Annotated in this window: 4 protein-coding genes; all 4 read right to left on the reverse strand. The window is 66.9% G+C overall.

The genetic code is table 11. The features are described from left to right. Positions 1-232 precede the first annotated feature (232 nt). The 4 genes from EAD96_RS09570 to EAD96_RS09585 all read right to left on the reverse strand — a co-directional run bounded on the left by EAD96_RS09570 (position 233) and on the right by EAD96_RS09585 (position 7,559). A complete protein-coding gene (locus tag EAD96_RS09570) occupies positions 233-2,686 on the reverse strand; it encodes a serine/threonine-protein kinase (protein WP_121684013.1) in 2,454 nt (817 codons plus the stop codon). A 192-nt stretch (positions 2,687-2,878) separates the two neighbouring features. After that, a complete protein-coding gene (locus EAD96_RS09575; RefSeq protein WP_121684014.1) occupies positions 2,879-4,699 on the reverse strand; it encodes an acyl-CoA dehydrogenase in 1,821 nt (606 codons plus the stop codon). A 16-nt stretch (positions 4,700-4,715) separates the two neighbouring features. Further along, a complete protein-coding gene (locus EAD96_RS09580) occupies positions 4,716-6,176 on the reverse strand; it encodes a 26S protease regulatory subunit (RefSeq protein WP_121684015.1) in 1,461 nt (486 codons plus the stop codon). A gap of 183 nt (positions 6,177-6,359) precedes the next feature. Next, a complete protein-coding gene (locus EAD96_RS09585) occupies positions 6,360-7,559 on the reverse strand; it encodes an alanine--tRNA ligase-related protein (protein WP_121684016.1) in 1,200 nt (399 codons plus the stop codon). Positions 7,560-7,772: the final 213 nt, after the last annotated feature.

The following is a 7,772-nucleotide window of genomic DNA, read 5'->3' on the forward strand; positions in this document are numbered from 1 at the left end:
GTGGTGACGGCACCCGTCGGCCTCACGCAACCCCGAGCAGCACTGGCGAGGCGTCGTACTGTTCCGGCACCTGGTTGACCGCCTCACCATCGGCCATCTTCGACGGGCATGCCGCTAGGAAGCAGCTTTCCAAGAATCACTCTAGGCGCGGGTACATTATTGCCCTAGGAACCCCCGTTCGAACATTCGCTTGAGATCGAACTAGACTCCGGTACGGCGGGACCGTCCAGGATCAGGTGGTGCGTGCAACTGCCCCAAGAGCGGTCCTGGCATCGCGAAGCGCCTCGCTCGTGACTCGATAGCCATCGGGCTGCTGAAATGAGAGGAGCCTATCTATCAATTTAAGCCCTCTTGCACTCAAGTTGTTCGCTGCAGTCAGCCGCAGGTCAGTTAAGGTCGCCCGACCGATCTCCGCGCCTGCGGCAAGCTGCAATAAAGTCACACCGAGTTGATACAGATCTACCTCGTGTGTCCAATTTCCAAGGACGAAACCAGGAGGCAGATAGTGAACAGTGGCCGACATCGTCTTAACGGGGGAGCCAGCCCGCACCGATATGTTGAAGTCAATCAGGACAGGACCCTTACTCTTACTTAGCATAACGTTGTCTGGCTTAATGTCTCGATGAACTACGCCGTGCTGCGCTTCGAAGATCGCCTGCGCAACATCGCCATCCAACTCGTCATGTCGCTTGCGGAGTTCATCGACTGCCGCCGGGCGTGGGTGCATGCGCTCAAGCGCCTCCAACAGAGCCACAGCCCACTTCAGAAGCATATGCTCATCCGGCCTAGTTGAAGCCTCACAGAAGTTTCGCAGCGTTGGCCCCTCTATATACTCCATGACTAGATATGGATCCCCCGACGGGATATCTCCCGCATCTAGGATGCGAACGATATTGGGGTGATTCAAGGATTGCAGAATGTCGAGCTCTCGCTGAACACTGCTGAGCTTGCCGTTGCGTACTACCTTGAGCGCAACGACTTTCCCTCCATCATCCCGAGCCTTATAAACGGTTGCGAAACCACCCGGCGCGCCAACAGCGTGAGCCACAGTGTAATCACCAACCTTATCCCCTGACTTGAGAAGATGGCCGTATGGAAGCGCAGTACTGGGGCGGCCTGACTCCGCAAGCTGCCGTTGTAGGTAAGTCTGCAGAAGGCTAATGCATAGGCTGGGCGCGGTATGGGGATCGCGGCAAATACCGTACCCAACGAGGTGCGCTACGTCAGCAGGAGCGAGTCGAGCCCACTCTGCAAACTCCTGAACCTTGCCCTCCGCAAGGAGCGTCAACAGGAAGTACTCGTCTTTATACTCATCCTTCAGCGTCGAAACAAGCTGCGCAAGTAGCGGAGAACTTTCGATTAGGAGGTCTTGCGAGAGGCTGCGGATGTCACGTTCCAATATTTTGATAATCTGATGCCGATTCGGGTTCTTATTGTGAGCGGCGGAGCCAAGCGCGCGCAGAAGGGCGGGATGCCCACCGGTCTGTGCATAGCTGGCGGATAATGCAGGGGTTTCCCATGCAAGGCCCACTCGACCACCGATCGTCGTCAGAAGATCGTACGCTTCCTCAACCCCCAGCGGCTTAAGATACTCGCGAGTGAAGTAGTTATAAATGGGATTGTCCTCAGGACCGACCTTTGCATCTTCAACACATTTAGGGTTGGTACCTGAGATGGTGAAGGAAAGTCGCCCAGGATACTGCTGGTCGAGCCCTCTCAAGATTCGCCATATCTGAACGAAAGACTTCTGAGCTGAGTCGGTCGCCTCCGGCGGGAGGATACGCTCAATCTCGTCAAGAAATATCGCTACCCTGCGTCGCCGACTCGAGAGCAACAGCCGCAGATCGTGATCGAAGAGTTCATAGACCGACGATGCATCATCGATATCAGAGAATAAACCGTATTGGCCGAAAAGGCGGAATCCTCGCACGTCGCGGACATGTCGATGAGAATCGTAAATCGCCTGCCCAATCGACCATAGGACATAATCAGAGTCCGGGCGAATTGCTGCTGCCCGTTGTAAGTCGATCTGAGCAACGAAGCAACGTCCGTCTTCACGAACCAGCTGGGCCAGTCGATTTACCAGCGAGGTCTTGCCGATTTTTCGAAGGCCGAATATCCCCTGATGCCCACCGCCTGAGGTAATCTCTTGCCGCAGTCGCTCGAGCAACCGTCGGCGTCCGAAGAAATCCTGGGTCTTGGTCACCGCCCCAGGCAGGTCATAGAGGTCACGGGCATACGCCTGGGCCTGCAGCAACGCGCGAAAGTCCTGATCCCCGTGTGGCTTACATTTTCGAATCCTGTCGAGACTGAATCCGACGAAGAGGGTCCCACTGTCGTCGCTTATCTCTTTTACTTTGTAACCCGTTCGCCGGTCATCAGTTATGATGATGCTGACCGAGCGACTGAGCCTGACACCATGCGCCTTGATGATGTCAGTTGCATTGTCCACCTCGCTTGCCTGCAGCAGATCGTACTCTGCGACGAGCACGAGCACCTCTCTCGTCTCGCCGAGTGCGGCTTGCAACTGATCTGACAGCTTTACAAAGTATCCCCAGACCCGAGGGTTGGAGGTCTCCTTGACATATTCAATAGAAAGACCGCCAGCAGTCAGGGCCGCCGCGACGTCGCGCTTATTGCGATTTCCGCCTAGGAACGCCTCAAAGGTTCGCTGATTGATCGACATCTCCCAGCTTTCTTGCCGTTGCGGGCGTCTTGTCGAACTGGTCAACTAGGCTAGCAACCGCAGCGATCAAGCAGTCTCGACAATGTCAGATGTCAGACAAAGTTTGCGCAGACTCCGTTCTGGAGTAGATCTTTATCCGACTTGTCCTGTCGAGCATGAGATGCGCCAAAACCGGCATGAATAGCCGCATCCTCAGAACCAGCTCTCGCGCATGTCCAGCGTGGTCCGGTCCAGTCCTTCCAGCAGGTCGAACTGCGGCCCCACCTTCGGCAACTCCCACCGGTAGAAGTACCGCGCCGCCTGCCTCTTCCCCGCCAGGAACTCCCCCTCGACCCCCTCCGGCGTCCCCAGCGCCTCCACCACCAGCACCTGTTCCAGCCACATCCACGCGATCACCACGTGTCCGACCGCCTCCAGGTACACCGAGGCGTTCGCCAGCGCCAGCTCCGGGTCGCCGGGCGCCCACAACCGCCGCGTCACCACGGCGACCCGGTCCACCGCCGCGCCGAGCTGACCGGCCAGCTCCGAGGCGAACCCCTCCGCCTTCCACGCCCGGGTGACGGTGCCGCGGATGGTCTCCAGCAGCAGTTCCAGCGCGGCGCCGTCGCGCATGGTGACCTTGCGACCGAGCAGGTCCAGCGCCTGGATGCCGTGGGTGCCCTCGTGGATGGCGTTGAGCCGGTTGTCGCGCCAGTGCTGCTCGACGTCGTAGTCGCGGGTGTAGCCGTACCCGCCGTGCACCTGGATGGCCAGGTCGTTGGCGGCCAGGCACCACTGCGCCGGCCAGCTCTTGGTGATCGGGGTGAGCAGGTCCAGCAGCAGCCGCGCCCGCTCGCGGTCGGCCTCGGCGGGCGCGGTCTTCTGCTCGTCGAGCAGCCGTCCGCAGTAGAGCACCAGCGCGAGCGCGCCCTCCACGTAGCTCTTCTGGGCCAGCAGCATCCGGCGTACGTCGGGGTGGGCCACGATCGGCACCTGCGGCGTGGTGGGGTCCTTGTCGGCGACCGGGCGGCCCTGCGGGCGTTGCCGGGCGTACGCGACGGACTTCAGGTACGCGGTGTAGCCGAGCGCTGTGGCGCCCGCGCCGATGCCGATGCGCGCCTCGTTCATCATGTGGAACATCACCGCGAGCCCCTGGTGCGGTTGGCCCACCAGGTAGCCGACCGCCCCGGCCCGCCCGTACGGCCGGTGCACGCCCTCGCCGAAGTTCAGCAGCGTGTTGGTGGTGCCCCGGTAGCCGAGCTTGTGGTTGAGCCCGACCAGCACCACGTCGTTGCGCGGCCCGAGGTTGCCGTCGTCGTCGAGCAGCACCTTCGGCACGATGAACAGCGACAGGCCCTTCACGCCGGCCGGCGCGCCGGGGATGCGGGCCAGCACCAGGTGGACGATGTTCTCGGCCAGCTCGTGGTCACCGCCGGAGATCCACATCTTGGTGCCGACGATCCGGTACGTGCCGTCGTCCTGCGGCTCGGCGCGCGTGGTGAGGTCGGTCAGGGAGCTGCCGGCCTGCGGTTCGGACAGGCACATGGTGCCGAAGAACCGGCCCTCGACCATCGGGCGTACCCAGGTGTCGATCTGCTCGGCGCTGCCGTGGGCGAGCAGCAGGTTGGCGTTGCCGAGGGTGAGCATCGGATACGCCGACGTGCCCACGTTCGCGGCCTGGAACCAGGCGAACGCGGCGGCGGCCACCGTGTGCGGCAGTTGCAGCCCGCCCACCGACTCGTCCATGGTGGCGGCGAGCAGCCCGGTCTCGGCGAACGCCTCCAGTGCGGCCTTGACCTGCGGGATGGTCCGCACGCGCTGCCCGTCGAACGTGGGTTCGCCGGTGTCGGCGGCCCGGTTGTGCGGGGCGAAGCGTTCGGCGGCGACCCGGGCGGCGAGGTCCAGCACCTCGTCGACGGTCTCGCGGGTGTGCTCGGCGTAGCGGGGCCGCTCGGTCAGCCGCGCCACGTCCAGCCAGTCGTGCAGCAGGAACGCGAGGTCACGGCGGGACAGCAGCAGATCGGACGAGGACAACGTGGACTCCTTCCGGTCAGCCGCGGCGCAACCCGGCGACGGCCTCCCGCAGGTCATCCTGACCGATCGGAGCCGGTGGCGCACCCTCCGCCGCCTCCCGGAGCGCCTTGGCGAGTTGCACCCGGCGCAGCGCCTCCCGCAGGTCCGCGCCGGTCAGCCCGGCCGTGTCGGCGGCGAGGGCGGCCGGGTCGACGTCGTCGGCGAACATCTTGAAACCCGGCCGCTCGTGCCGTTCGATCAGCTCGCGGACCATCTTGGTGAGGATCTCGGCGCGTCCGGTCTCGTCCGGCGCCGGAATGGCGATCTTCAGGTCGAAGCGGCCGGAGCGGATCAGCGACGCGTCCACGCGCTGCGGGAAGTTGGTCGTGGCGACCACGATGACGTCGGGGTTCTCCTCGAACAGCGTGTTCATCTCCTGCTTGAAGATGCCCGCTACCGCGTTGACCGCCTGGCTGGCCGCGTCGCCGCCCGCCCCGGCGTAGCTGATGATCGAGTCGAACTCGTCGAACAGCATCACCGTGGGCCGCCGGTAGCGGCGCGCCTCCCGGAAGATGCGCTTGATGTTGCGTTCCGAGCCGCCGAGGTACTTGTCCAGGATCTCCGGGGTACGGATCTCCACGAAGTCCGCGCCGACCTCGTTCGCCAGGGCCCGGGCCAGCATGGTCTTGCCGGTGCCCGGCGGGCCGTACATCAGGATGCCCTGCGGCCGGCGCGCGCCCCAACGGGCCATCGCCGCCGGGTGCCGGAACGACACCGCCACCTCGCGGAACCGCGCGACCACGTCGGACAGGCCGCCGACCTGGTCGAGGGTCACCGCCGCGCTGCGCGGCCCGGCCGCCGTCACCGGTCGCCGTCCCACGAGGTACGTCCGTCCGCGCAGCACGGCCGGCTCCTCGCTGTCGCCGGACAACTCGCGTACGGCCTGGAGCAGCAGGCCCAGCATCGCCCGCAGGTGCGCCGGTCCCGCCTCGGCGCTGGGCACGTCGGCGCGGATGCGTACCGTGCCGGTGTCCTGGTCGACGCGAGGCCGCAGCCCGGCTTCCCGGGCCGTGCGCAGCACCTCCCGGCCGGCCTCGTCGCCGGGCGGCGCAGCGAGTGTGGCGACCGGTCGCGGCCAGATCCGCCGCCCGGCCTCCGCGGCCATCCGGCCCACCGCGGCGGCCGGGCCGTCGCCGCCGCGCGCGGCCAGCCGTTCGGCGAGCAGCACGCCGACCGGCCCGGCCAGACCGAGGGCGAGCAGGCCCGCCGGTGTGTTCTCCACCCGCAGGTACGCCTCGAAGCGGTGCACCGGCTGCCCGTCCGCGACGTCGGTGCGCACGGTGCAGCGCACTTCCCGCACCGGGGCCGGGAAGTCGCCGTCGACCAGCAACTCCACCGGCCCGTCGGTGGCGGCGGCGAGCAGTCCGGCCGCGTCGGCGATGCGCACCTCGGCGCCGAGCAGCGGCACCGTCTCCTCGTCCGGCCGAACCTCGGTCATCGGCAGCCCTCTCCTCGCGGCGGCGTCCGCTTCCCTCGCGTGGCGTCCGCCTCCGAGTCTGGCACCGGCCCGGCCGGGCGGCCACCGCTCAGCCGTCGCCGCTGACCTGGCCCCTGCTCAACCGGCGGCCATCCTGGCGGCTGCTCACCCGGCCGTCCTGGCCGCTGCTCGCCCGGCCGCCGCTCAGCTCGCCTCGGCGAGCAGGCCGTCGACCAGGTCGCGGGGCAGCCCGTGGGTGTCGTGCAGCCAGTGGTAGTCGCGCTCGGTCAGCGGCCCGCGCGACCGTACCCGGTCGACGAGCGGCCGTCCGCGTCGCAGCAGCCCCCGGAAGCGACGTTCCTCGTCCACGAGCGTCGCGTGCAGCGAGCCGACGTCGACCGGCTGCGCGCCCGGTGTTCCCGGATCGACCGGCCGGCGGAACCGGCGCAGCGTGTCCGCGTACAGCTCCGGCGGCAGGTCGTCCACGGTGCGCGCCGGGTCGTCGCGCCACAGCACTGTGAGCGCGCGGCGCAGCACCCGCCGCAGCACGTACCCGCGCCCGGTGTTGCCGGGGCGTACCCCGTCACCGAGCACGACCACCGCGGACCGCAGGTGGTCGGAGACCACGCGCAGGTCCGTGCCGCGCAGCCCCCAGGTGCCCACCTCGTCCACCCACCGGCGCAGCCCGTCGCCGGTGAACACGGAACGGTCGCCGCGCAGCACCATCTCCAGCCGCTCCAGGCCCATGCCGGTGTCGATGCTGGACACCGGCAGCGGCGTGAGCCGGCCGTCCGGGTGCCGGTGGTAGCGCATCTGCACGTGGTTCCACACCTCCACCCACCGCGCATCCGTGCTGGGTGTGCCGGTGGGCGGGCCGTCGCCGGTCCACACGAAGATCTCCGAGTCCGGTCCGCAGGGGCCGGTCGGGCCGTTGGACCACCAGTTGTCCTCGCCCAGCGCCTCCACCGGCACGCCGAGCCCGGTCCAGGTGTCCCGCGCGGTGTCGTCCGGCCCTTCACCGTTGCCGCCACCGAAGACGGTGGCGTGCAGCCTCTCCACCGGGATGCCGAACCCGCCGGTGAGCAGCTCGAAGCCCCAGCGCAGGCTGGTCGCGATGTCGTAGTCGCCGAGCGACCACGAGCCGAGCATCTGGAACACGGTCAGGTGGGTGTCGTCGCCCACCTCGTCCAGGTCCGTCGTGCGCAGGCACCGCTGCACGTTCGCCAGTCGCCGTCCGCCCGGGTGCGGGCGCCCCAGCAGGTACGGCGTGAGCGGGTGCATGCCGGACGTGGTGAACAGCACCGGGTCGCCGGGTGGCGGGACCAGTGAACTCTCCGGCGCGTCCTGATGGCCGTGCCGGTGGTAGTGGTCGAGGAACGTCCTGATGATCTCGTCGGGCGTCATGGCGGGTGCCTTCCGGGTACGGGTGACCGGACGGCCCGCCGCGCGCGTTGGCGTCGACACGACGACGCCGGCGGACCGTTTCCGGTCGCCGGCGTGGGTGTGGGGCAGGTCAGGCGGCGGCAACCGGCGAGCGGGAAGCTCGCGCGGCCGCGGCGGTGATGCTGCGCCTGTTCTGCATACCGCCCACGGTAGCCCGCTCCGCACCGTCCGCCC

The organism is Micromonospora sp. BL1 (assembly GCF_003667485.1).
Taxonomy (GTDB): Bacteria; Actinomycetota; Actinomycetes; order Mycobacteriales; family Micromonosporaceae; genus Micromonospora; species Micromonospora tulbaghiae.

Excerpts from the sequence above, each read along its gene's own strand:
- EAD96_RS09585 (WP_121684016.1), bottom strand. The coding sequence starts at position 7,559 with ATGACGCCCGACGAGATCATCAGGACGTTCCTCGACCACTACCACCGG.
- EAD96_RS09570 (WP_121684013.1), bottom strand. The coding sequence starts at position 2,686 with ATGTCGATCAATCAGCGAACCTTTGAGGCGTTCCTAGGCGGAAATCGC.
- EAD96_RS09580 (WP_121684015.1), bottom strand. The coding sequence starts at position 6,176 with ATGACCGAGGTTCGGCCGGACGAGGAGACGGTGCCGCTGCTCGGCGCC.